The sequence below is a fragment of the Mycobacterium sp. URHB0044 genome, from assembly GCF_000620625.1.
In the GTDB taxonomy this organism is placed as follows: domain Bacteria; phylum Actinomycetota; class Actinomycetes; order Mycobacteriales; family Mycobacteriaceae; genus Mycobacterium.
The window spans coordinates 1-24,497 of the sequence record NZ_JIAW01000009.1 but is presented as its reverse complement, the minus strand read 5'-3'; the positions used below and the strand labels follow the sequence as shown (position 1 = coordinate 24,497).

The window sequence follows — 24,497 nt, the reverse complement described above, 5'->3', positions numbered from 1 at the left end:
GCAAAGTGGGGGATTGTGGGGTAAAGTGGCGTCCGACGGAGCGACCGGAGCTCCGTCAGCAGGGCGGAAGCGACTCGGGACTCCCGAGTGGTGGGAGGTGTCGGGATGTTCCTCGGCACCTACACGCCCAAGCTCGACGACAAGGGGCGGCTCACGCTGCCCGCCAAGTTCCGCGACGCGCTGGCAGGGGGGTTGATGGTCACCAAGAGTCAAGATCACAGCCTCGCGGTCTATCCACGCGCCGAGTTCGAGGCGTTGGCCGAGCGGCTGACGCAGGCGTCTCGGAGTAACCCGGATGCCCGCGCCTTCCTGCGCAACCTGGCCGCCGCAACCGACGAGCAACATCCCGACGCTCAAGGCCGCATCACCTTGACGGCCGATCACCGCCGGTACGCAAACCTCACCAAGGAGTGCGTCGTGATCGGGTCGATCAAGTACCTGGAAATCTGGAACGCCCAGGCCTGGCAGGACTACCAGGAGACCCACGAAGAGAACTTCTCCGCGGCCAGCGATGAAACTCTGCGCGACATCATTTGATTCGGAGGCTGGCCGGGACATAGCCCGTGCAGCGTGGCCCTTGCCCGAACCGGCCCTGGCGTACTTCCCCAACGCCAGGTCCGCGACCTCGGACAGGGACCTCGATGCACGGGCGATGTCCAGGGTGCTGGAGGAAGGTGCTCCCATGCCCGACGATCACGGACACGTCCCGGTACTGCTCGACCGTTGCGTCGAACTCCTCACCCCCGCACTGACCCGCCGCGACGTGACGGGCGCCGGTGCCGTCCTCGTCGACGCCACGCTCGGCGCCGGCGGCCACGCCGAGCGATTCCTCACCGATCTGCCCGGGTTGCGGCTGGTCGGGCTCGACCGCGATCCCAATGCCCTTCGCATCGCGGGGGAGCGGCTGGCGCCGTTCGGCGACCGGGTCACGCTCGTCCGCACGCGGTACGACGGTTATTGGGCCGACCGCGACGACGCCACGGTCGACGGCGTCCTGTTCGACCTCGGCGTGTCGTCGATGCAGTTGGACCTGGCCGAGCGCGGTTTCTCCTACTCCAAGGACGCGCCCCTGGACATGCGGATGGATCCGGACGCCCCGTTGACGGCCGCCGAGATCCTCAATACCTATGACAAGAGGGAGCTGACGCGTGTGCTCCGGGAGTTCGGGGAAGAGCGCTTCGCGTCCCGGATCGCCGACAGGATCGTGCGCCAGCGCGCCAGCAAGCCGCTCGCCACCACCGGCGAGCTGGTGGAACTGCTGTATGCCGCCATCCCCGCCGCCACCCGCCGCACCGGCGGCCATCCCGCCAAGCGCACCTTCCAAGCCCTTCGCACCGCCGTCAACGCCGAACTCGACTCGCTGGCCGAGGCGGTTCCCGCCGCGATGTCGGCACTGCCCGCCGGCGGGCGCATCGTGGTCATGGCGTATCAGTCCTTGGAGGACAAGATCGTCAAGGGCCTGTTCGCCGCCGCGACCGCATCGCGCACGCCGTCCGGACTTCCCGTCGAATTGCCCGGCTACGAACCGGATTTCGTTTCGCTGACCCGTGGCGCCGAGAAGGCAAGCGGCGCCGAGCTCGATCTCAATCCCCGTAGCGCATCCGTCCGGCTGCGAGCACTGGAAAAGGTTGTCAGAAGGGAAGTTCCGTGATGGCCAAGCGACCTGATCCGGTACGCAGCAGAGACGATCGCCGTCGCGCCACCCGCGAGCCGGCCGCACGACGCGCGAAGGAAGCCCCGCCCCGCAAGCGGCGCTCGACACGCGAGCAACGGCCGCGCCGCTCGGCGCCGCAGACCAGCCCCATCCCCAGGGTCACCGGCGCGCCAGCTCGGCCCAAGAACGCCGCGCAGGCCAAGGCCCGCGCCAAGGCGCGTAAAGCCAAGGCGCCCAAGGTCGTTCGGCTGCCGCTACGCGAGCGACTGCTCGTCAAACTCGCGTCCATCGATTTCGATCCGCGCAGGTTCGTCACCAGGGTGCCGTTCGTCGTGCTGGTGATCGGGGCCCTCGGGCTCGGACTCGCCGTCACGCTGTGGCTGTCGACCGACGCCGCCGAGCGCTCGTATCAGTTGGGCAGCATCCGCGAAACGAACCAGGCTCTGCTTCAGCAGAAGGAGGCGCTGGAGCGCGACGTGCTCGAGGCGCAGGCCGCGCCGGCCCTCGCCGAGGCCGCACGCAACCTGGGCATGATCCCGTCCAAGGACACCGCCCACCTGGTGCAGGACCCGGCAGGCAATTGGATGGTGGTGGGTACACCCAAACCGGCCGAAGGGGTTCCGCCGCCGCCGCTGAACTCGCCACTGGCCGACGAGCCTCCGCCCGCGCCCCCCGCCGCGCCCGCGCCGCGCGTCGTCGAACCCCGCGAAGTGACGGTCCACCTCCCGCCGAGGCCGGCGTTGACACCCAACCCCGAGGTGCCCGTGCCCGGCGTGGTGCTGGCCGCCCCCGCCCCGGCTCCACTCGCCGTGCCCGCTCCGGCGGACCCGGCCCTGGTGCCGCATCTCGCCTCGCCAGAGGTCGCGCCGCTGCCAGGACCGCCTCCTGGCGCGGACGTCCCCGTAGCGCCGGTCGTGGAGCCTCCGGCATGAGCCGTCCCGACAAGAAGCCGAAGGCGCCGAAGCCGTCGAACGACCAGTCGCATTCGGCGCGGGCCAGGCGCACCCGGGAGCCGGCGGCCGATACCGGTTCGCGCAGTGCGTCATTCACGTTCCGGCACCGGGTCGGCAACGCCGTCATCGCACTGCTGCTGTTGGTCGCGGCGGCGCAGCTGTTCAACCTTCAGGTACCGAAGGCGGCGGGACTGCGTGCCGAAGCGGCGGGTCAGCTCAAGGTCACCGACGTGGAGAAGGCGGTGCGCGGCAGCATCGTCGACCGCAACGACGACAAGCTGGCGTTCACCATCGAGGCTCGGGCACTGACGTTCCAGCCGACGAAGGTCCAGCAGCAGCTGGCCGAGACGAAGGCGAAGAAGCCCGACGCACCCGACCCTGCCAAGCGGCTGGCCGAGATCGCCGCGGGCGTCTCCGGTCTGCTGAACAACAAGCCGAACACCGCGACCGTGCTCAAGAAGCTGAAGAGCAAGGACTCCTTCGTCTATCTGGCCCGCGCCGTCGATCCCGCCATCTCCGACGCGATCACCACGAAGTACCCCGAGGTGGGTGCTGAGCGTCAGGACATCCGCCAGTACCCCGGTGGATCGCTGGCCGCCAACATCGTCGGCGGCATCGACTGGGACGGGCACGGTCTGTTGGGCCTCGAGGATTCGCTCGACGCCAAGCTGGCAGGCACCGACGGCTCCGTCACGTATGACCGCGGCTCCGACGGCGTGGTGATCCCCGGCAGTTACCGCAACCGGCACGACGCGGTGGATGGGTCGACGATCCAGCTGACCATCGATGACGACATCCAGTTCTACGTCCAGCAGCAGGTGCAGCAGGCCCGGGTGCTTTCCGGCGCCAAGAACGTGTCGGGCGTCGTGCTCGACGCCAAGACCGGCGAGGTGCTGGCGATGGCCAACGACAACACCTTCGACCCGGCGCAGGACATCGGCAGGCAGGAAGACCGCGAGCTCGGCAACCTCTCGGTGTCCTCGCCGTTCGAGCCGGGTTCGGTGAACAAGATCATCACCGCGGCCTCGGCCATCGAGTTCGGCCTGACGAACCCCGACGAGGTGTTGCAGGTGCCCGGCGCCATCGACATGGGTGGCGTCACCGTGCACGACGCCTGGGAGCACGGCGTCATGCCGTACACCACCACCGGGGTGTTCGGGAAGTCATCCAACGTCGGCACGCTGATGCTCGCTCAGCGGGTCGGCCCGGAGCGCTGGGCCGACATGGCCGACAAGTTCGGCCTCGGGCAGCGCACCGGCGTCGGTCTGCCGGGCGAGAGCGCTGGCCTGGTGCCGCCCATCGACCAGTGGTCGGGTAGCTCCTTCGCCAACTTGCCCATCGGACAAGGCCTTTCGATGACGCTGCTGCAGATGACGGGGATGTACCAGGCCATCGCCAACGACGGTCTGCGAATCCCGCCGCGCATCATCAAGTCCACCGTCGCCGCCGATGGCACCCGCGTCGACGAGCCTCGACCGGAGGCTGTGCGCGTCGTCTCGCCGGAATCGGCGAGGACCGTGCGCAACATGTTGAGGGCAACGATCCAGAAGGATCCGCAGGGCACCCAGCAGGGCACCGGATCGGGAGCCGCCGTCGAGGGCTACCAGATCGCGGGCAAGACGGGAACGGCGCAGCAGATCAACCCGGGCTGTGGCTGCTACTACGACGATGTCTACTGGATCACGTTCGCGAGCATGGCGCCCGCTGACGACCCCCGCTACGTCGTCGGCGTGATGATGGACAACCCGCACCGCACCGCCGACGGGTCACCGGGCACGACGGCGGCGCCGCTCATCCACAACATCGACGCCTGGCTGCTGCAGCGGAAGAACGTGCCGCTGTCACCGGATCCAGGTCCGCCGTTGACCCTGCAAGCGTGACCGGAGGGTGCCGGTAACCGGGCCGGTACTGTGTCTAGGCCATGAAGTTGCGTCCCAGCCACCCCCAGGGGGATGACCTCGCATCGCTGGTGGGACGTGTGCACGGGATGAGATGGGCGGAATCGGACTGCTCCGGCGTCCACGTCACCGGGGTGACGCTGCGCAGCCAGGACGCCGAAGCGGGCGACTTGTTCGCAGCCCTGCCCGGCACGTCCGTCCATGGCGCCACCTATGCCAGCGACGCGGTGGACCGGGGTGCGGTCGCGGTGCTCACCGATCCGACCGGCCTCGAGGTGCTCGCTGTCGACATCGGCGTGCCGGTGCTGATCCACCCGGCGCCGCGCACGGTGCTCGGCGAGGTGGCGGCGGCCGTCTACGGTCATCCGTCTCGGCAGCTGCGCGTCATCGGCGTCACCGGCACCTCCGGCAAGACGACGACTACCTATCTGGTCGAGGCCGGCCTTCGTGCCGCGGGTCGGGTGGCGGGTTTGATCGGGACGGTCGGCATCAGGATCGACGGCCGCGACGAGCCGAGTGCCCTCACCACCCCCGAGGCCCCGGACCTACAGGCGTTGCTGGCCGTGATGCTCGAACGGGGAGTGGACACCGTGGTGATGGAGGTGTCGAGCCATGCGTTGACGTTGGGGCGGGTGGATGCGGTGCACTTCGAAGTCGGAGGGTTCACCAACCTGTCGCGTGACCACCTCGACTTCCATCTCACGATGGAGGCCTACCTGGAGGCCAAGGCGCGGTTGTTCGATCCCCAATCGCCTACGCACGCCGACGTTTCCGTGGTGTGCGTGGACGACGATGCGGGCCGCACCATCGCGGCGCTGGCGGATCGGCCGGTCACGGTCGGTGTTGTGAACCGCGAGGCGGGCTGGCGGGCCGAGGAAGTCCGCGCCGTCGACAAGGGCGGCCAGCAGTTCCTGGCCGTCGACCCCGCGGGCGTGCACCACGGGATTCACATCGGATTGCCCGGGCGCTACAACGTGGCCAACTGTCTGTTGGCGGTGGCACTGCTCGACGCGGTCGACGTGTCGCCGGACCAGGCCGCACCCGGGCTGCGGACGGCCACCGTGCCCGGCCGCCTCGAGCCGATCGACCGCGGCCAGAACTTCCTGGCCCTCGTCGACTACGCACACAAGCCGGGCGCGTTGCGGGCGGTGCTCGAGACGTTGCGGGCACGCGGCCAGGGGCGCGTCGCGGTGGTGTTCGGCGCGGGCGGCAACCGGGACCCCGGCAAGCGTGAACCGATGGGCCGGGTGGTCGCGGAACTCGCCGACCTCGTCGTCGTCACCGACGACAATCCGCGCGACGAGGATCCCGCCGACATCCGCGCGACCATTCTGAAGGGCGCGTCTGCGGTCGCCGGCCCGTCGACCAGCGTCGTGGAGATCGGTGACCGGCGCGAGGCCATCGACTACGCCGTCCGCTGGGCGGGCGACGGTGACGTGGTGCTCGTCGCGGGCAAGGGCCACGAGGCTGGCCAGACCAGCCATGGGGATACGCGGCCGTTCGATGACCGCGAGGAGTTGGCTCGGTCGCTCGAGGCTGCGGGGTACCGGTCATGATCGACCTGACGCTTGCCCAGATAGCGGACATCGTCGGCGGCGAGCTCGCCGACGTGTCGCCCGTGGACGCCGCCACCATCCGCGTGACCGGCTCCGTCGAATTCGATTCCCGCGCCGTCGCGCCGGGCGGGCTGTTCCTCGCGCTTCCCGGGGCCCGGTCCGATGGACACGACTTCGCCCCCGCAGCAGTGGCGGCAGGCGCCGTGGCCGTGCTCGCCGCGCGTCCGGTGGGCGTGCCCGCCATCGTGGTGTCACCCGCAGGCGACGACGTCGACTCGGCTGCCGGGGTGCTCGAGCACGACACGGACGGGGCGGGCGCTGCGGTACTGGCCGCGCTGGCCAGACTGGCGGCCGCCGTGGCGGCGGAACTCGTCGCGGGCGGATTGACGATCGTCGGGGTGACCGGTTCGTCGGGAAAGACGTCCACCAAAGACCTGTTGGCCGCCGTGCTCCGTCCGTTGGGCACGGTGGTGGCACCACCGGGCTCGTTCAACAACGAGTTGGGGCATCCGTGGACGGTGCTGCGCGCGACCACCGACACCGACTATTTGATCCTGGAGATGTCGGCGCGTCACCGCGGCAACATCGCCGCACTGGCCAGGATCGCCCCGCCATCCATCGCGGTGGTGCTCAACGTCGGCACCGCGCATCTTGGCGAGTTCGGCTCGCGCGAGGCCATCGCCGAGACGAAGGCCGAACTGGCGCAGTCGGTTCCGTCCTCCGGTGTGGTGATACTCAACGCCGACGACGGTGCGGTGGCAGCCATGGCGGACAAGACGGCAGCGCGGGTGGTCCGCGTATCGCGTTCGCCCGGCGCCGACGTGTGGGCCGGTGACGTCGTCCTCGACGAGTTGGCCCGGCCCAGGTTCACGCTGCACGCCGCGGCGGGTGAAGTCCCCATCGAACTCGCGGTGCACGGCGACCATCAGGTGTCGAACGCGATGTGCGCGGCTGCCGTCGCGCTCGAGTGCGGAGCGAGCCTCGATCAGGTCGCGGCCGCGCTGGCCGCGGCGGGGCCGGTGTCGGCCCACCGCATGCAGGTGACTACCCGCGGCGACGGGGTGACGGTGATCAACGACGCCTACAACGCCAACCCCGACTCGGTGCGGGCCGGGCTCAAGGCGCTCGCCTGGATGGCAAAGTCCGGTGCGGCCGACGGCGGCGATCGGCGCCGCAGCTGGGCGGTGCTCGGCGAGATGGCCGAACTGGGCGACGACGCGATAGCCGAACATGACAGCATCGGTCGATTGGTCGTGCGCTTAGATGTGTCTCGACTCGTCGTCGTCGGAACGGGGAGGGCAATGAGCGCCATGCATCACGGGGCGGTGATGGAGGGGTCGTGGGGCAGTGAGTCCACGATGGTCGCCGACGCCGACGCCGCGCTGGAGCTGTTGCGAACCGAACTGGGCGAGGGGGACGTGGTGCTGGTGAAGGCGTCCAAGGTCGCGGGGCTGGCCAAGTTGGCGGATGCGCTCGCCGGGGATTCCGGAGGGCAGGAGCGCAGCGACCCGGGAAATGTGACCGGCGCATGAGACAGATCCTCATCGCCGTCGGCATCGCGCTGGCGGTGTCCATCCTGCTGACGCCCGCGTTGATCCGGCTGTTCACCCGGCAGGGGTTCGGCCACGAGATCCGCGAGGACGGACCGCCCAGTCACCACAAGAAGCGCGGCACGCCGTCGATGGGCGGCGTCGCGATCCTGGCAGGCATCTGGGCCGGATACCTGGGCACCCACCTGGTCGGGCTCGCGCTCGACGGGCGTGGCCCCTCCGCGTCGGGTCTGCTGGTGCTCGGTTTGGCCACGGCGCTGGGTGGTGTCGGATTCGTCGACGACATGATCAAGATCCGCCGCGCGCGCAATCTCGGCCTCAACAAGACCGCCAAGACGGTCGGCCAGCTGGTCGCGGCGGTGCTGTTCGGCGTGCTGGCGCTGCAGTTCCGCAACTCCGACGGGTTGACCCCGGGCAGCGCCGAGCTGTCCTACGTGCGCGAGATCGCCACGGTGACGCTGGCGCCGACGGTGTTCGTGCTGTTCACCGTCGTGCTGGTCAGTGCATGGTCGAACGCGGTGAACTTCACCGACGGACTCGACGGGCTGGCCGCGGGTGCCATGGCGATGGTCACCGCCGCCTACGTGCTGATCACGTTCTGGCAGTTCCGCAACGCGTGCGCGACGAGCCCCGGCCTGGGTTGCTACAACGTGCGCGACCCCCTGGATCTGGCGCTCGTCGCCGCGGCCACCGCCGGTGCGTGCATCGGATTCCTGTGGTGGAATGCCGCCCCAGCGAAGATCTTCATGGGGGACACGGGCTCGCTGGCGCTCGGCGGCATAATCGCCGGGCTGTCGGTGACGAGCCGCACCGAGACGCTGGCCGTCGTCCTCGGGGCGCTGTTCGTTGCCGAGGTGACGTCGGTCGTGGTGCAGATCATGGCCTTCCGCACGACGGGACGGCGGGTGTTCCGCATGGCGCCCTTCCATCACCACTTCGAACTGGTCGGGTGGGCCGAGACCACGGTGATCATCCGGTTCTGGTTGCTGACGGCGATCGCCTGTGGTCTCGGCGTTGCGCTGTTCTACAGCGAGTGGCTGGCCGCCGTCGGGGCGTAGCGGGCGCCTGAGCCGCCGCGTGCATTTCGCGACACGCGTCGGATGTCCCCGGCGTTACGGGGGTGACGGGGGAGGATTTTGGGGTGCAAGGGGCAAACGAGTCTGCTGTTGCTTATGTGACTGCTGTTATCGAAGTGGTCAGGTAGGGAATGAGCACGATCCTCGCCCGATTGCGGCTACGACGAGGCGGCCCGGAGACGGCCGCCGACCAGACCGGCCCAGTGCAGGCCCCGACGGTGCCGCGCACCCGGTTCGGGGTTTGGCTGAGCCGTCCGATGACGTCGTTTCACCTGATCATCGCCGTGGCGGCACTACTCGTCACCCTCGGTCTGACCATGGTGCTCTCGGCGTCCGGGGTGCACTCCTACGATGCCGACGGTTCGCCGTGGGTCATCTTCGCCAAGCAGGTGCTGTGGACCTTCGTCGGCCTGGTCGCGTTCTACGCGGCGCTGCGCATGCCGGTGAACCTCATGCGGCGGCTGGCCTTCCCCGGCTTCGCCGTCACGATGGTCCTGCTGGTTCTGGTGCTCGTCCCCGGAATCGGCAAGGAGGCCAACGGTTCTCGCGGGTGGTTCGTCGTCGCGGGCTTCTCGATGCAGCCGTCGGAGCTGGCCAAGATCGCGTTCGCCATCTGGGGTGCGCATCTGCTCGCAGCGCGGCGGCTGGAACGCGCATCGCTGCGCGAGATGCTCTTTCCACTCGTTCCCGCGGCTGTGCTGGCCCTCTTCCTCATCGTGCTGCAACCCGACCTCGGCCAGACGGTGTCACTGGGCATCATCTTGCTGGGGCTGCTCTGGTACGCGGGCCTACCCCTGCGGGTGTTCGCCAGTTCGCTGGTGGCCGTCATGCTGTCCGCGGCAGTCCTCGCGATGTCGGCGGGCTACCGGTCCGACCGGGTGCAGTCTTGGCTCAACCCTGGCGACGATTCCCAGGGCTCCGGGTATCAGGCTCGGCAGGCCCGCTATGCCCTGGCCAACGGCGGCGTGTTCGGCGACGGCCTGGGTCAGGGAACCGCCAAGTGGAACTATCTGCCCAACGCGCACAACGACTTCATCTTCGCGATCATCGGCGAGGAACTCGGGCTGGTCGGGGCGGTCGGGCTGCTGCTGTTGTTCGGGCTGTTCGCCTACACCGGCATGCGGATCGCCCGGCGCTCGGCCGATCCGTTCCTGCGGCTGCTGACGGCAACGACCACACTGTGGATTCTCGGTCAGGTGTTCATCAACGTCGGGTACGTCGTGGGGTTGCTCCCGGTCACCGGGCTGCAGTTGCCCCTGATCTCCGCGGGCGGAACAGCGACGGCCACAACGCTTCTCATGATGGGCGTGATCACCAACGCCGCACGACACGAGCCAGAGGCGGTGGCGGCGTTGCGCGCGGGCCGCGAGGACAGGGTGAACCGCCTGCTGCGGCTACCGATGCCAGAGCCCTACGTGCCGACCCGACTGGAAGCGGCCCGCGACCGGCTGCGGACGCGGCCCACGACGCCGGCCAAGCCGAAACCCGCAGCCAAGCCCAAGGCCAAGGCCAAGTCCGCGCGCGCGTCGGCGAAGGACGACCGGAGGCGAACCGCCCATGCGGCCGACGGACCGGTGCGACGCTCAGGGCATCATGGAGGCCGTCAACACGAACCGGGCCGTCGGGCTCGCTCATTGGAAGGCCATCGTTACGGGTGAACGACCCCGCCATTTCCGCACCCCGGCGGCCGGAGCGAAGTGACCAGGGGATCTCCGTGGTTCTCGCAGGTGGAGGGACCGCAGGGCATGTGGAGCCGGCGATGGCCGTCGCCGACGCCCTGATGGCCCTCGATCCGGGGATCCGGATCACCGCGCTCGGAACGCAGCGCGGGCTGGAGACTCGCCTGGTGCCAGAACGCGGATACCACCTGGAGCTCATCACCCCGGTGCCGCTGCCACGCAAGCCGTCGGGTGACCTCATCCGGTTGCCCATGCGGGTGCGCAGCGCGGTCCGGCAGACACGTGCCGTGCTCGACGACGTCGCGGCCGATGTGGTGATCGGCTTCGGCGGCTACGTCGCGCTGCCCGCCTACCTCGCCGCCCGTGGTGGCGTGCGTGGCAGGCGCCGGGTGCCGGTCGTCGTCCACGAGGCCAACGCCAGCGCCGGTTGGGCCAACCGGGTCGGTGCCCGTACGGCGGTCCGCGTGCTGTCGGCGGTCCCGGATCCGGGCCTCGGCAACGTCGAAGTCGTCGGGGTGCCGGTGCGGGCCACGATCACCGGGCTGGATCGCGCCGCCCTGCGTGCCGAGGCGCGCGCGCACTTCGGCTTCTCCGACGACGCCAGGGTGCTGCTGGTGTTCGGTGGCTCCCAGGGCGCGCAGTCGATCAACCGCGCCGTTGCCGCAGCAGCGAAAGGCCTTGCGGCAGCCGGTGTTTCGGTGCTCCACGCGCACGGTCCGAAGAACGTCCTCGACCTTCGCGAGCCGGACACCGGTGATCCGCCGTATGTCGCCGTGCCGTACCTCAGCCGGATGGACCTCGCCTATGCCGCCGCCGATCTGGCCATCTGCCGGTCCGGCGCGATGACGGTCGCCGAGGTGACCGCCGTCGGTCTGCCCGCTGTGTACGTGCCGCTGCCGATCGGCAACGGTGAGCAGCGACTCAATGCCCTACCCGTGGTGAATGCCGGCGGCGGCCTGATCGTCGACGACGCCGACCTGACACCGGCTTTCGTCGCCGACACCGTGGCCGGACTCTTGAGCGATCCGCAGCGGCTGGCGACGATGACGACGTCGGCGGCCCTGGCGGGTCACCGCGATGCCGCCCAGCGAGTCGCCGAGGTCGCAATACAGGTCGCGGCCCATGCCGTCGGAAGGCGCTCGCGGTGAGCGTCCCCGCGCTGCCTGCCGAGCTGGCGCGCGTGCACATGGTCGGCATCGGGGGAGCGGGAATGTCGGGTATCGCCCGCATCCTGCTGGACCGGGGCGGGCAGGTGTCGGGCTCCGATGCCAAGGAGTCGCGCGGATTGGCAGCACTCCGGGCCCGCGGCGCGCAGATCCGGGTCGGCCATGACGCGTCGTCGCTCGACATGCTGCCCGGCGGCCCGACCGCCGTCGTCAGCACGCACGCCGCAATCCCGAAGACCAACCCCGAACTCGTCGAGGCGGGCCGTCGTGGGGTTCCGGTGATCATGCGGCCGACGGTCCTGGCTCGGCTGATGGACGGCTACACCACCGTGATGGTGACCGGAACGCACGGCAAGACCACGACGACCTCGATGGTCATCGTCGCCTTGCAGCACAGCGGGTTCGACCCGTCGTTCGCAGTGGGTGGCGACCTCGGCGAGGCGGGCACCAACGCCCACCACGGCAGCGGAGGGTGCTTCGTCGCGGAGGCCGACGAGAGCGACGGCTCGCTGCTCGAGTACACCCCCGACGTGGCGGTCGTGACCAACGTCGAGGTCGATCACCTGGACTTCTTCGGCACCGTCGAGGCCTATCACGCGGTGTTCGACGACTTCGTCGAGCGGCTGAGGCCCGACGGCGCACTGGTGGTCTGCACTGACGACTCCGGGGCCGCCGCGTTGGCGCAACGGTGCACCGCCCGAGGTGTGCGCGTGCTGCGCTACGGCAGCGGTGCGGATCCGGAACTCGCAGGGGCCCTGTTGAATTGGGAGCAACAGGGGACCGGCAGTGTGGCCACCATCCAGTTGGCGGGCGAGGCGCATCCACGCGGACTGCGGCTCGCGGTACCGGGTCGGCACATGGCACTCAATGCGTTGGGCGCACTGCTCGCCGCCAGGGAGGTCGGCGGCAACGTCGACGCGGTGCTCGACGGCCTCGCCGGTTTCGAGGGCGTGCGGCGCCGCTTCGAGTCGGTGGGCATCGCCGCAGGCATCCGGGTGTTCGACGACTACGCACACCACCCGACGGAGGTCCGCGCGACGCTGGAGGCCGTCGGCGCCGTCGCGGGTGAGGGCCGCTCCATCGTGGTGTTCCAGCCCCATTTGTATTCCAGGACAAAGGCATTCGCGCGAGAGTTCGCGGCCGCGCTGTCCATTGCCGACGAGGTATTCGTGCTCGACGTGTATGCGGCCCGCGAACAACCGCTGGCCGGGATCAGCGGCGCGAGCATCGCCGACCACGTGACGGCCCGTGTGCGCTACGTACCGGACTTCTCGGCCGTCGCCGGCGCCGTCGCCGCGGCGGCTCGTCCTGGCGACGTGATCGTCACGATGGGTGCCGGCGACGTCACGCTGCTGGGTCAGGAGATCCTGACCGCCCTGCAGGTCGAGGCCAACCGCCGCGCGCCGGGACCGCAACCGCAATGACCGGGCCCAGCGACGCCGACGGGCCCGATACCGCCGACGCCGATACCGCCGAAGTCACCGACACCGGCGAAGCCGCCGAACCCGCCGCCGAGCCCGACTTCGAGGGTCCCCGGCGTCGGGCCAGGCGCGAGCGCGAGGAGCGACGCGCCGCGCAGGCCAGGGCGACCGCGATCGAGCAGGCTCGCCGGGAAGCCAAGAAGCGTGTGGTCGGGCAACCGGCTGACCAGACGAAAGCCCCTGCGCGAGGCGTGATCCGGGGTCTGAAGGTGCTGATGTGGTCGGCGCTGGCCAGCGTGGTGGCGGTGGGCCTGGGCCTGCTGCTGTACTTCACGCCCATCATGGCCGCCCGCGTCACGGTGATCACCGGGTTGAACGTGGTGAGTCAGGAAGAAGTCGAACAGGCGGCCGCCGTGGTGCCGGGAACACCACTGCTGCAGATCAACACCGATGCCATTGCCGAGCGGGTTGCGACCATCCGGCGCGTGGCCAGTGCCCGGGTGCAACGCGAGTACCCGTCCACGCTGCGCATCACCGTCGTCGAGCGCGTCCCCGTCGTCGTGAAGGACTATCCGGACGGCCCGCACCTCTTCGACAGGGACGGCGTCGACTTCGCCACCGCCCCGCCACCGCCGGGCCTGCCATACCTGGATGCCGACAACCCGGGCCCGAACGACGACCCCACCAAGGCTGCGCTCGAGGTGCTGCTTGCGTTGCGTCCCGAGGTGGCGGGTCAGGTCGGCCGGATCGCTGCGCCTTCCGTCGCGGCGATCACCCTGACACTCATGGATGGCAGGGAAGTGATCTGGGGCACCACCGACCGCACCGAGGAGAAGGCGCTCAAGTTGGGTGCCCTGCTGACTCAGCCAGGGCGGACCTACGACGTGTCCAGTCCGGATCTGCCGACCGTCAAGTAGGTCGTAGCGGCGTCTTCGGGGTCGCGGGTTGCGCAAAATTCTCGACACGCGCGTCGGCGCGCCTGCATGGCTACGCCGCGCCGTCGCCCTACCGTTCTGTTTGCACGGATCTACTTGACATAACTCTAAGCCTATGGTTGAGGTTGAGGGTTTGCGACAGACCCGGCACCACGAAGGCAACCAGGGAGGAACACGACCCATGACGCCCCCGCACAACTATCTCGCCGTCATCAAGGTGGTCGGCATCGGTGGCGGCGGCGTGAATGCCGTCAACCGGATGATCGAACAGGGTCTGAAGGGCGTGGAGTTCATCGCCATCAACACCGACGCCCAAGCCCTCTTGATGAGCGACGCCGACGTCAAGCTCGACGTAGGGCGCGACTCGACCCGTGGCCTCGGCGCGGGCGCTGACCCGGAAGTCGGCCGCAAGGCCGCCGAAGACGCCAAGGACGACATCGAGGAGCTGCTCCGCGGCGCCGACATGGTGTTCGTCACCGCCGGCGAAGGGGGTGGCACCGGCACAGGAGGCGCGCCGGTGGTTGCGACCATCGCGCGCAAGCTCGGCGCGCTCACCGTCGGTGTCGTCACCCGGCCGTTCTCGTTCGAGGGCAAGCGCCGGAGCAATCAGGCCGAGATCGGTATTACGACGCTGCGCGAGAGCTGCGACACCCTCATCGTGATCCCCAACGACCGGCTCCTTCAGATGGGTGATGCCGCCGTCTCATTGATGGACGCGTTCCGCAGCGCCGACGAGGTGCTGCTCAACGGGGTGCAGGGCATTACCGACCTGATCACTACCCCGGGCCTGATCAACGTGGACTTCGCCGACGTCAAGGGCATCATGTCCGGCGCGGGCACCGCACTGATGGGCATCGGCGCTGCCCGAGGCGATGGCCGTGCGCTCAAGGCCGCCGAGATCGCGATCAACTCACCGCTGCTCGAGCAGTCCATGGAGGGTGCGCAGGGCGTGCTGATGTCGGTGGCGGGCGGCAGCGACCTCGGGTTGTTCGAGATCAATGAAGCGGCATCGCTGGTGCAGGATGCCGCGCACCCCGAAGCCAACATCATCTTCGGCACCGTGATCGACGACTCCCTCGGCGACGAGGTCCGCGTCACGGTGATCGCGGCAGGGTTCGACGCTTCGGGGCCGAGCCGCAAGCCGGTCGTCGGCGCAGGGCAGACCATGGCCCCCGGCAAGTCAGGCAAGGTCTCCTCCTCGCAGCTCTTCGAGCCCGCCGACCCGGCGAGTGTGCCGCTGCACACCAACGGGGCGACGGTGAGCATCGGTGGCGGCGGTGATGACGACGACGACGTCGACGTGCCGCCCTTCATGCGGCACTAGGCCGTCCGGAGGGCTGCAGCGCCTCGCCGGAATACTGAGAAATCGTGAATGTACGGATTCGACGCGTGACCACCACCCGATCCGGCGGAGTCTCGGCGCCACCGTTCGACAGCTTCAACATGGGGGACGGCGTCGGTGACGATCCCGGGGCCGTCGCGGCGAACCGCCGGCGGCTGGGCGAAGCGATCGGGCTCCCGGGGCGCATCGTTTGGATGCATCAGGTGCACGGCGACCGCGTCGTAGTGGTGGACGGTCCCGGCGCGACGGTCGAAAACACCGACGGATTGGTGACGACGAAACCGCGATTGGCTTTGGCGGTGGTGAGCGCCGATTGCGTTCCGGTATTAATGGCCGACGCACGCGCCGGAGTGGTGGCCGCGGTGCATGCCGGCCGCGTCGGCGCCCAGAACGGGGTCGTCGTCAGGGCGGTCGAGGCGATGCTGGGCGCTGGTGCGCATGCCGAGGACATCTCGGTGTTGCTAGGCCCGGCCGCCAGCGGGCGCAACTACGAGGTGCCCGCCGACATGGCCGCCGAGGTGGAGGCGGCGCTGCCGGGGAGCCGGACCACGACTTCGGCAGGCACCGCCGGGCTCGACATCAGGGCCGGAATCACAAGACAGCTAAACGGATTGGGCGTCTCGGCGGTCGGGGTCGATCCGCGTTGCACCATCGAGGACGACGCCTTGTTCAGTCACCGGCGGGGCGCCCCGACCGGACGGCTGGCGTCGCTGGTGTGGATGGAATGAGCAGCCCTCGGGAAGCCGAACTGGCGGCGGCACTGGCTGCGGTGCGGGCGCGGCTCGAGCGCGCTGCGGCGGCCGTCGGGCGTGACGCCGATGAAATTGAATTACTCCCGGTGACGAAATTCTTTCCGGCCTCCGATGTCATTATCCTTCGCAAATTCGGATGCACTGCATTCGGCGAATCCCGTGAACCAGAAGCGTCGAATAAGGTCGCCGAAGTCGCTGAACTTTGGTCTGAGGAAGCGTCCACTGCGCCAATTCGCTGGCACATGATCGGCAGGATTCAGCGCAACAAGGCACGCACCGTCGCCGGCTGGGCCTACGCCGCCCACTCGGTGGACGGTTCCGCGCTCGTCGGCGCTCTGGGCCGGGCGGCAACCGCGGCGCTCGAGGACGGCAGGCGCAGCGCACCGTTGCGCGTCTACATCCAACTGAGCCTCGACGGCGATCCGGCGCGCGGTGGTGTGGACGTCGGTCGGCCCGATCTCGTCGACGAGCTCTGCCGCCTCGCCGACGGGACCGACGGGCTGGACTTCGCCGGGTTGATGGCCGTCCCGCCACTGGAGGCCGACGCTGACGCGTCGTTCGCCCGCCTCGAGGCGGAATTGGGGCGGGTACAGCGTTCCTACCAGCAGCGGCTCGGTCTATCGGCAGGCATGTCAGCGGATCTCGAGACGGCGGTACGACATGGCTCGACGTGTGTGCGTGTCGGTACCGCGCTTCTCGGGCAACGTCCTCTAACGTCACCCTGAGTAGTCACTCCAGTCACATCTTCATCACAGACAACACGCACCTCAGTCATCAGAAGGGTCTCCGATGAGCACACTGCATAAGGTCAAGGCCTACTTCGGTATGGCGCCGATGGACGACTACGACGACGAGTACTACGACGACGAGGACCGTTCGCCTCGGCCCTACGCCCGGCGGCCCCGCGAAGATCGCTTCGAAGACGACGGCTACGGCCGCCTCGAGAGCAGGGGCTACGAGGAGCGCGTCGGTGGCCGCGAGTTCGAGCGCGAGTTCGCCGAAGTTCCGGCCGGATACCGCGGCGGTTACCTCGAAGAGGAATCCTTCCGCGGCCGGCGCGAGTTCGAGCGCCCGCGGTTCAACACACTGCGCGGCGCGACCCGTGGCGCGGTGGCGATGGAGCCCCGCCGGATGGCTGCGCTGTTCGAAGAGGGCAGCCCCTTGGCCAAGATCACCACGCTGCGGCCCAAGGACTACAGCGAGGCCCGCACCATCGGTGAGCGCTTCCGCGACGGCACCCCCGTGATCATGGACCTGGTTTCGATGGACAACGCGGACGCCAAGCGCCTCGTCGACTTCGCGGCCGGACTGGCGTTCGCACTGCGCGGTTCGTTCGACAAGGTCGCGACGAAGGTGTTCCTGTTGTCACCCTCTGGCACGGACGTCAGCGCCGAGGAACGCAAGCGCATCGCCGAGGCCGGGTTCTACGCGTACCAGTAGGCCGAGCGGTCTCATCCGCGACGGGTAGGCTGACGGCAAATCGCTTGTCGTACCACCTGTATGCCTGCTTGTATTCAATGTCACACTGCTTGGAGTGAGGTCGCCCAGTTGGCGCTGTTCTTCGAGATCCTGGGCTTCGCGCTGTTTGTTTTCTGGCTGCTGCTCATCGCCAGGGTCGTAGTCGAATTCATCCGTTCGTTCAGCCGCGATTGGCGCCCGAAGGGTTTCACCGTGGTGGTCCTCGAGGTCATCCTCACGTTGACCGATCCGCCGGTGAAGCTGCTTCGCCGGATCATTCCCCAGCTCACGATAGGTGCCGTGCGGTTCGACCTGTCGATCATGGTGCTGCTGCTGGCAGCCTTCGTCGGCATGCAGCTGGCGTTCGGCGCGGCGGCCTGACACTGCAGGAGCGGTTTGCCGGAGTCGATATTCGGCGCGGTCAAGATTGAAATTCGCTCTTAATTCTCTACCTCTCATGCAACCGCCGGGTCTGCTGTGACAGGATGGACGCCAGTTACTACTCACTCATGGCTCTACACTTTGAGACCAGTTGACGGTCCAGACTTCAAGGGGGCAGACAATGCCGCTCACACCAGCAGACGTCCACAATGTCGCGTTCAGCAAGCCACCCATCGGCAAGCGCGGCTACAACGAGGACGAAGTCGATGCATTCCTCGACCTGGTTGAGAACGAGCTGACTCGGCTCATCGAGGAGAACGCGGACCTGCGCCAGCGCGTCGCCGAACTCGATCAGGACCTGGCGAGCGCCAGGGCAAGCGGTGGTGGGGCTCAGTCCACTCAGTCCATCCCGCTGTATCAGCCCGAGCCCGAGCCGGAACCCGCTCCGGCTCCGCCGCCGCAGCCGGTGTACGAGGCGCCCCCGGCGGCGCCCGCGCCCTCCGGCGACGATTCCCACGTCAGGGCCGCCAAGATATTGGGTCTGGCCCAGGACACCGCCGACAGGCTGACCGGCACTGCGAAGGCCGAGGCGGACAAGATGCTCGCCGACGCCCGTGCACAAGCCGACGCCATGGTGACCGAGGCTCGGCAGACCGCCGAGACCACGGTCTCCGAGGCCAAGGCCCGCGCCGACGCGCTGCTGTCCGACGCGCAGACGCGGTCCGAGACACAGCTGCGCCAAGCTCAGGAAAAGGCCGACGCACTGCAGGCCGACGCCGAACGCAAGCACTCCGAGATCATGGGCACCATCAATCAGCAGCGCACGGTGCTGGAGAGCCGGCTCGAGCAGCTGCGTACGTTCGAGCGCGAGTACCGCACCCGGCTCAAGACGTACCTGGAGTCGCAGCTCGAGGAACTCGGCCAGCGCGGCTCTGCGGCGCCGGTTGATTCGACCGCGAACAACGATGGCGGCGGATTCAACCAGTTCAACCGGGGCAACAACTGACCGGCTGATTGATGCTGATCATCGCGCTCGTCCTCGCCGTCATCGGGTTGGCCGCCCTGGTGACCGCCGTCGTCACCAGCAACGAACTGATCGCCTGGGTGTGCATCGGCGCCAGCGTCATCGGGGTTCTGCTGCTCATCGTCGACGCGTTGCGGGAACGCTCCAAGGGCGCCGACCACGAGGACGCCGATCACTCCGACGACTCGGATGACGCCGATGCGGAGACCACCGCGTTCGCCCATCCCGAGGCTGCCGAGGACTATCCGGATGAGCCGACGTCGCAGTTCACCACGCAGCCCGAGGCCGAGCCGGAAGCCGACACGACTTCCGTGGACGAGCACGACGAAGAGACTTCACGCTCCAAGACCGACTAACGTCGGATGAATCGACTGAGCCGCAAGGAATTTCAGCGGCTACGCGGCACGGACCAGGGGATTCGTGGGCATCGAATTCGAGAGTGTGGTCGACCATCCGCTGGACGAGGTGTTCGCCTGGCATGGCCGCCGGGGCGCAATGCGGCGGCTGGTTCCCCCGTGGCAGCCGATGACGGTGGTGGCCGAGACGACGTCGTTGGCCGATGGGCGGGCGATCCTCGGACTACCCGGCGGGCTGCGCTGGGTGGCGCGGCACGACGCGGGCGGCTATGACCCGCCGCGCCGCTTCGTCGACGTGCTTTCGTCGGACGGCCCACGATCCCTGCCGCCCCGTCTGGTGGTCCGGTGGCGGCACACCCATGACTTCGACGACGCCGGATCGGCGCGCACCCGGGTGAGGGATCGGGTCGAGGCGCCCGTCCCGGCCGCTGCGCTGCGCTCGACGTTCGTCTACCGGCACCGCCAACTGGCCGACGACCTCGCGGCGCATCGCGGCGCCGCCGAATCGGGCTCCGGCTCGTTCGTGGTGGCCGTCACTGGAGCGTCGGGCCTGGTCGGGTCGGCGCTGACGGCGCTGCTGAGCACCGGCGGGCATCGTGTCATCCGGCTGGTTCGGCGTGCGCCCGGCGACGCCGACGAACGCCGGTGGGACCCGCAGCGCCCTGCGCCCGACCTGCTGCACGGTGTGGACGCGGTCGTGCACCTCGCCGGAGAGCCGACGCGTGGCCTGGCTGAGCTGGCCGGGCGTACCGACGGAGTGCGGGTGTTCGTCGGCGCCTCTTCGGTCGGGATCTACGGACTCGATCGAGGCGACGCGGTGCTGGGCGAGGACACCGGCCGGGGGCGCGGGTTCCCGGCCGACGCCATCGCGGACGGGGAGGCGGCGACGGCGCCTGCCGAGGAGGCGGGACTGCGCGTCGTCCTGGTGCGCACCGGCATCGTCCAGGCCGCGCGGGGTGGCACGTTGCGGCGGCTGCGCCCGCTGTTCGCGGCCGGGCTGGGCGGCCGGCTCGGCGACGGTCGGCAATGGTTGCCGTGGATCGGCCTCGACGACCTCCTCGACGTGTACTACCGCGCCGTCTACGACGAGCGGATCGCCGGACCGGTCAACGCAGTGGCGCCGAACCCGGTGCGCAACGTCGATTACACCAAGGCGCTAGCGCGCGTGTTGCGCCGCCCCGCGGTGCTACCGGTTCTATCGTCCGGCTCGCGAATGTTGTTGGGGGAGCAGGGTGCTCGACAGTTGGCGCTGACCGATCAGCGGGTCATGCCGGTCAAGTTGCAGGCCATCGGGCATCGATTTCGGCAGCCCGTCATCGAGGCCGCGCTCGCCCATCAGCTCGGGCACGGCTGACGGACCACCCGATCGGTGAAGCCGCGCACCAGCCGTCGGATCCGCTCGGCCGAACTGGTCTGCAATTCGGCTGTCGCCGCGCGCAACTCGTCGTGCGTGCGGCCCAAGGTGGCAACGTCACCGTCCCGGTCGGCGGTCAGCCACAGCTCCAGTAGTGCGTCATCGAGCTCCGGGTGGAACTGCAGGGCCAGCGCCTTGCCGAGCACGAAGGCCTGCGACGAGTTCGCGGTCCTGGCGATCTCGGTGGCGCCCGGCGGGAGGACCCATCGGTCGAAGTGCCATTGGAACCATCGACCGCCGGGGATCAGTTCCTCGTCGTCGCTTGCCACGTCGTACCAGCCGATCTCGGGTACCTCCGACCGTGCCACCGATCCGCCGAACGCCTGCGCGAGAAGCTGACCGCCGAAGCACACGCCCAGCGTCGCCACCCCGGCTGCTGCCGCGTCCCGCACCATCTGCATCTCGGCAGCGATCCAGGTCCGGCGCAACGCCTCGTCGTACACCGCCCAACGCGCACCGAGCGGCACGATGACGTCGTAGCGAGCCGGGTCGGGGAAGGTGACGTCGATGGCGGGTTGGTCGACGGACTCGGCCGGGACCACGGTGAACGTCTCGACGTCGAAGCCCGATTCGGTGAACGCGTCGCCGAGCATGGCTTCGGTCGCGAGGTGTTCGTTGCGGATGAAGAGCACGGTGGGAGCCACGGTGACCCATTGTTCCGCACGGCCGTCACTTCGGCGGAGTGGGAGGGGCGTGCTCGGGAGCGAGCTCGGCGCCGATCCTGCGAAACAGCGTATCGGCCGAGTTGGCGTAGCTTCCCTCGTCGTCGAACGCCTCGGGTTCGTACGTGACGGCCACGGCGATGGCCATCTTGCGCGAGGGCAGGTAGGCCATCACGGCAGCCTCGCCCGCGAACAAGGGGTTCTGCAGCAGCCAGTCCCCGGAGATCACGATGCCCATGCCGTAGGTATAGACGTCAGTCATCGGCGCGCACGTCACGCAACCGGGTTGCGCACGCGTCTTGCCCCGCAGGTCGGTGGACACCATCGCCTCGGCGGACTCCTTCGACAGCAGCCTGCCCGAGCCGATCCCGACGGCGCTGGCCTCCATGTCGTAGATGTTGGACGTCTCGATGGCGCCGTGCGTGATGGTCCACGACGGATTCCAGTACGTCGACTCCTCGTAGAACGGTGCGCCACTGGGTATTCGGAGCGCTTCGCGGCGCTCGCTGGTGAACGCGTGCAGGACCGGCGCAGGGATCTCCGGGGTGAACGAGTTCGCCGTGTTCGTCAGTCCAAGGGGCGCAAGCACGTTGTCGTGCAACAACTTCGGCATGTCCTCGCCTGTGGCCTTCTCCAGCGCCATGCCGAGGAGCACGTAGTTGGTGTGGGCGTAGTTCCAGTTGGTGCCCGGCTCGTAGAAGAGGGGACGCGACGTGGCGAAGCCGAGCAGTTGGCCTGGCTCCCACTGCCGGAACGGGTTCTCGTACAGTGCCTTTTCGAACTCCGTGTTGCCGATGACGTAGTCGACGTAGCCCGACGTCATCTGAGCGAGCTGGCGCAACGTCACGCGGTCGGAGTTCGGCACGTCGGGCAACCACTTCGAGAGCTTGTCGTCGAGTGCGACCTTCTTGTCGTCGACGAGGCGCAGAAGCAACGTCGAGACGTACGAGATCGCGACGGCGCCGTTGCGGAAGTGCATGGCAGGGGTGGCGGGCACGCCGGTCATCGACTCGCCGGCGGCGCGCGTGATGACCTCCCTGCCGTCTTCGGTAACCCGGACGATCACGGCCTTGAGGTGCGACTGTGCCATGACCTCGTTGACGATCCGCATCACCGCGTCCGCCTTGGCGCTGTCGGCGGTCGTGGTCGAAGGAGCCTGCGGGGTGATGGCGGGACTGCACGCGGTCACCAGAACGAACGCGCTGATGACGGCACACGCGCGCCCGGCGAATCTCATGCCCGATCTTGGCAGAAGGCGGGGGTTCCGGACGACGTTCGCTTAACTTGCGCGTCAATTGGGCATTCTGCGCCAGTGTCTCGACTTGCCGACTGGTTCCTCACCGACGCGGAGCGCGGCAATCCTGCGTCGCGGGTGCCTGCCTGGTGTGAGGGCAATAGGGCTGAGCCGCTGATACACGGTTCGACGTACTTCGACCGGCTTGCCACCGAAGTCGAAGCGTTGCGATCGGGTGACTACGTGTTCTTCACGGACTGGCGTGGCGATCCCGACCAGAGGATGCGCGACGGCGGCCCGACCATCCGTGAGGTGTTCAGCAGCGCCGCTGGGCGCGGCGTCGTCGTCAAGGGTCTGGTGTGGCGGTCCCATCTCGACAAGTTCGCCTACAGCGAAGAAGAGAACCAACACCTCGGCGAGGCGATCGAAGAGGCTGGCGGCGAGGTGCTGCTGGATCAGCGGGTGCGCTTCGGTGGATCGCATCACCAGAAGCTGGTGGTGATCCGGCATCCGGGCGAACCTGCGCGTGACGTGGCGTTCGCCGGGGGGATCGACCTGTGTCACTCGCGCCGCGACGACGCGTCGCACCGGGGCGACCCGCAGGCGGTGCAGATGGCCAAGAGCTACGGCGAGCATCCGCCGTGGCACGACGTGCAGCTGCAACTACGGGGACCGGTTGTGGGCGCGCTCGATACGACGTTCCGGGAGCGCTGGAACGACCCGGCACCTCTCGACATGCTGTCGCCCATCGCGTGGATCGAGGACAAGCTGCGCGGCGCGGACCTGAAGGTGGGCAAGCTTCCCGAGCAGCCGCCGGATCCGCCGCCTTGCGGGCCGCATGCGGTGCAGGTGTTGCGCACCTATCCGGATGCGCACTTCGAGTACGACTTCGCGCCGCACGGTGAGCGCAGTGTCGCGCGCGGCTACAGCAAGGCGGTCAAGCGTGCGCGGCGGTTGATCTACGTCGAAGACCAGTACCTGTGGTCGAAGCGGGTCGCGCAGCTGTTCGCCCGCGCCCTGGCGGACAATCCCGACTTGCACTTGATCGCCGTGGTGCCAAGGCATCCCGATGTGGACGGGCGGCTGGCGTTGCCGCCCAACAAGATTGGCCGCCGACAGGCGATCGACGCCTGCAAGGAGGCCGACCCGGAGCGGGTGCACGTGTTCGACATCGAGAACCATGAGGGCACACCGGTTTACGTGCACGCCAAGGTCTGCGTCGTCGACGACGTCTGGGCGTCGGTTGGCAGCGACAACTTCAACCGAAGGTCATGGACGCACGACAGCGAATTGTCTTGTGCGGTACTCGATGACACGGGTGAGTTCGCACGCGATCTGCGGCTGCGACTGATGCGTGAACACACCGACCGTGCGGAGGACGGTAGCGAGGACGGCGGATTGGTCGATCCCGAAACCGCGGTGCAGGAGATGGTGGCCTCGGCACGGGCGTTGGACGAGTGGCATGCGTCCGGTCGCAGGGGGCCGCGGCCGCCTGGCCGGCTGCGGTCGCATGAGCCGGAACGGCTGGGCGTTCTCACGCGGTTGTGGGCTGAACCGTTGTATCGGGCCGTCTACGACCCCGACGGGCGGTCGTGGCGAGATCGGATCAAGGGCCGGCTGTGAATTCCGCGCTTGCGTGTCGGACCCGGCTGGCATAATCGCACATGTGTTCGATGGTTCGGAGTGTGAGCTCATCGAGGTGATGGGTGAGGCGACGCGTGATGAGTCGACGGCGACCGCGCAGCGGTTGCTGGCGGTGGGCAGGTTGTATGCCCGTCGGGCGGTGGAGTTGGCGCAGTGGAATACGTGGCGTACCGATGTGACCGCCGAGGTGGCTGCGGAGGTGTCGGCGGCGCAGAACGTCAGCCATGCCCGCGCGGTGGGCCAGATCAACTATGGGCGCACCTTGTGTGAGCGGCTACCGATGGTGGCGACGGTGTTCCTGCGGGGCACGATCGACTTTCGGATGGTCTCGACGATCATCGC

23 protein-coding genes are annotated in these 24,497 nt (G+C 68.5%); 21 read left to right on the top strand and 2 right to left on the bottom strand.

Annotated elements, in window-relative coordinates; genetic code table 11:
* Window positions 1-105 precede the first annotated feature (105 nt).
* From mraZ to N536_RS0118910, 19 genes are all read left to right on the top strand, one after another.
* On the top strand, window positions 106-537 hold the full coding sequence (gene mraZ, locus N536_RS0119000; protein WP_029115058.1) for a division/cell wall cluster transcriptional repressor MraZ: 432 nt from the start codon (window positions 106-108) through the stop codon (window positions 535-537).
* Window positions 512-1,651 (top strand): 16S rRNA (cytosine(1402)-N(4))-methyltransferase RsmH, encoded by a 1,140-nt coding sequence (rsmH, locus tag N536_RS0118995; RefSeq protein WP_081809277.1) that lies wholly within the window; start codon window positions 512-514, stop codon window positions 1,649-1,651. The genes mraZ and rsmH overlap by 26 nt, the downstream gene beginning before the upstream one ends.
* On the top strand, window positions 1,651-2,586 hold the full coding sequence (locus N536_RS38875) for a hypothetical protein (RefSeq protein WP_369798449.1): 936 nt from the start codon (window positions 1,651-1,653) through the stop codon (window positions 2,584-2,586). Before rsmH ends, N536_RS38875 begins: the two co-directional genes overlap by 1 nt.
* Window positions 2,583-4,487, top strand: coding sequence for a penicillin-binding protein 2 (locus tag N536_RS0118985; RefSeq protein ID WP_029115056.1), 1,905 nt, complete (start codon window positions 2,583-2,585; stop codon window positions 4,485-4,487). The genes N536_RS38875 and N536_RS0118985 overlap by 4 nt, the downstream gene beginning before the upstream one ends.
* A 41-nt stretch (window positions 4,488-4,528) precedes the next feature.
* Complete coding sequence (locus N536_RS0118980) at window positions 4,529-6,061, top strand: UDP-N-acetylmuramoyl-L-alanyl-D-glutamate--2,6-diaminopimelate ligase (protein WP_029115055.1); 1,533 nt, start codon at window positions 4,529-4,531, stop codon at window positions 6,059-6,061.
* On the top strand, window positions 6,058-7,593 hold the full coding sequence (murF, locus tag N536_RS0118975; RefSeq protein ID WP_029115054.1) for a UDP-N-acetylmuramoyl-tripeptide--D-alanyl-D-alanine ligase: 1,536 nt from the start codon (window positions 6,058-6,060) through the stop codon (window positions 7,591-7,593). Before N536_RS0118980 ends, murF begins: the two co-directional genes overlap by 4 nt.
* Complete coding sequence (gene mraY, locus N536_RS0118970) at window positions 7,590-8,669, top strand: phospho-N-acetylmuramoyl-pentapeptide-transferase (protein WP_029115053.1); 1,080 nt, start codon at window positions 7,590-7,592, stop codon at window positions 8,667-8,669. The genes murF and mraY overlap by 4 nt, the downstream gene beginning before the upstream one ends.
* A 158-nt stretch (window positions 8,670-8,827) precedes the next feature.
* On the top strand, window positions 8,828-10,345 hold the full coding sequence (gene ftsW, locus N536_RS0118965) for a putative lipid II flippase FtsW (RefSeq protein ID WP_197040185.1): 1,518 nt from the start codon (window positions 8,828-8,830) through the stop codon (window positions 10,343-10,345).
* Window positions 10,342-11,514: an undecaprenyldiphospho-muramoylpentapeptide beta-N-acetylglucosaminyltransferase gene (gene murG, locus N536_RS0118960; protein WP_231514577.1), complete on the top strand. Its 1,173-nt coding sequence runs from the start codon at window positions 10,342-10,344 to the stop codon at window positions 11,512-11,514. Before ftsW ends, murG begins: the two co-directional genes overlap by 4 nt.
* Before the next feature lie 38 nt (window positions 11,515-11,552).
* Window positions 11,553-12,956 (top strand): UDP-N-acetylmuramate--L-alanine ligase, encoded by a 1,404-nt coding sequence (murC, locus tag N536_RS0118955; RefSeq protein WP_369798450.1) that lies wholly within the window; start codon window positions 11,553-11,555, stop codon window positions 12,954-12,956.
* Window positions 12,953-13,870 (top strand): cell division protein FtsQ/DivIB, encoded by a 918-nt coding sequence (locus tag N536_RS0118950; protein ID WP_029115049.1) that lies wholly within the window; start codon window positions 12,953-12,955, stop codon window positions 13,868-13,870. The genes murC and N536_RS0118950 overlap by 4 nt, the downstream gene beginning before the upstream one ends.
* 199 nt (window positions 13,871-14,069) lie before the next feature.
* Window positions 14,070-15,212 (top strand): cell division protein FtsZ, encoded by a 1,143-nt coding sequence (gene ftsZ, locus N536_RS0118945; RefSeq protein WP_029115048.1) that lies wholly within the window; start codon window positions 14,070-14,072, stop codon window positions 15,210-15,212.
* A gap of 44 nt (window positions 15,213-15,256) precedes the next feature.
* Complete coding sequence (gene pgeF / locus N536_RS0118940; RefSeq protein WP_029115047.1) at window positions 15,257-15,958, top strand: peptidoglycan editing factor PgeF; 702 nt, start codon at window positions 15,257-15,259, stop codon at window positions 15,956-15,958.
* Complete coding sequence (locus tag N536_RS0118935) at window positions 15,955-16,707, top strand: YggS family pyridoxal phosphate enzyme (RefSeq protein ID WP_029115046.1); 753 nt, start codon at window positions 15,955-15,957, stop codon at window positions 16,705-16,707. The genes pgeF and N536_RS0118935 overlap by 4 nt, the downstream gene beginning before the upstream one ends.
* Before the next feature lie 64 nt (window positions 16,708-16,771).
* Complete coding sequence (locus N536_RS0118930) at window positions 16,772-17,422, top strand: cell division protein SepF (protein WP_029115045.1); 651 nt, start codon at window positions 16,772-16,774, stop codon at window positions 17,420-17,422.
* A gap of 108 nt (window positions 17,423-17,530) precedes the next feature.
* Complete coding sequence (locus N536_RS0118925; protein ID WP_029115044.1) at window positions 17,531-17,821, top strand: YggT family protein; 291 nt, start codon at window positions 17,531-17,533, stop codon at window positions 17,819-17,821.
* 181 nt (window positions 17,822-18,002) lie between these two features.
* Entirely contained in the window at window positions 18,003-18,827 is an 825-nt protein-coding gene (locus N536_RS0118920) for a DivIVA domain-containing protein (protein ID WP_029115043.1), read from the top strand.
* A gap of 11 nt (window positions 18,828-18,838) precedes the next feature.
* On the top strand, window positions 18,839-19,201 hold the full coding sequence (locus N536_RS38870; protein ID WP_036436967.1) for a hypothetical protein: 363 nt from the start codon (window positions 18,839-18,841) through the stop codon (window positions 19,199-19,201).
* Between the two features lie 64 nt (window positions 19,202-19,265).
* Entirely contained in the window at window positions 19,266-20,555 is a 1,290-nt protein-coding gene (locus tag N536_RS0118910; RefSeq protein ID WP_029115042.1) for a DUF1731 domain-containing protein, read from the top strand.
* Here N536_RS0118910 and N536_RS0118905 read toward each other — a convergent pair.
* Window positions 20,537-21,259, bottom strand: a complete 723-nt coding sequence (locus tag N536_RS0118905) for a type 1 glutamine amidotransferase (RefSeq protein ID WP_029115041.1) — start codon at window positions 21,257-21,259, stop codon at window positions 20,537-20,539. The genes N536_RS0118910 and N536_RS0118905 overlap by 19 nt on opposite strands.
* A gap of 25 nt (window positions 21,260-21,284) precedes the next feature.
* Complete coding sequence (locus N536_RS0118900; protein ID WP_029115040.1) at window positions 21,285-22,514, bottom strand: serine hydrolase; 1,230 nt, start codon at window positions 22,512-22,514, stop codon at window positions 21,285-21,287.
* Window positions 22,515-22,589: 75 nt separating this feature from the next.
* On the opposite strand from N536_RS0118900, the gene N536_RS0118895 reads away from it, so the two are divergent.
* Window positions 22,590-24,134, top strand: coding sequence for a phospholipase D-like domain-containing protein (locus N536_RS0118895; RefSeq protein ID WP_029115039.1), 1,545 nt, complete (start codon window positions 22,590-22,592; stop codon window positions 24,132-24,134).
* Between the two features lie 43 nt (window positions 24,135-24,177).
* A partial coding sequence (locus tag N536_RS38865; RefSeq protein WP_036436964.1) for a DUF222 domain-containing protein occupies window positions 24,178-24,497 on the top strand: 320 nt, incomplete at its 3' end.